Below are 241 nucleotides of genomic sequence, written 5' to 3'. Positions count from 1 at the left end.
GATCGAGGATCGCGAACACGGGCTGAACGTGTTCGTTCATAAAGGCCTGCTTGTCACCGGTGGTTTTACGGGAGATGACCGCGCCTTTGTTGGACTCAGAGCCGGTGGCCGGCAGCGTCAGCACGGAGCCCATCGGGATCGCACTGCTGATGTCGCTGCCGCCCGTTTCCAGAATATGCCACGGGTCGATGCCGTCAGCGTAATGCGCTGCCGCCGCGACGAATTTGGTGCCGTCCAGCAC

General features: G+C 61.8%; 1 protein-coding gene. It reads right to left on the bottom strand.

Features of this window, described 5'->3' with window-relative positions; all coding sequences use genetic code 11:
- Window positions 1-241: iron-containing alcohol dehydrogenase (locus FLQ03_RS08980; RefSeq protein ID WP_144374163.1), on the bottom strand; the 241-nt coding region annotated here is incomplete at both ends.

The sequence above is a fragment of the Vogesella urethralis genome, assembly GCF_007644045.2.
Taxonomy (GTDB): domain Bacteria; phylum Pseudomonadota; class Gammaproteobacteria; order Burkholderiales; family Chromobacteriaceae; genus Vogesella; species Vogesella urethralis.
This window is presented reverse-complemented; position numbering and strand designations above follow the sequence as displayed.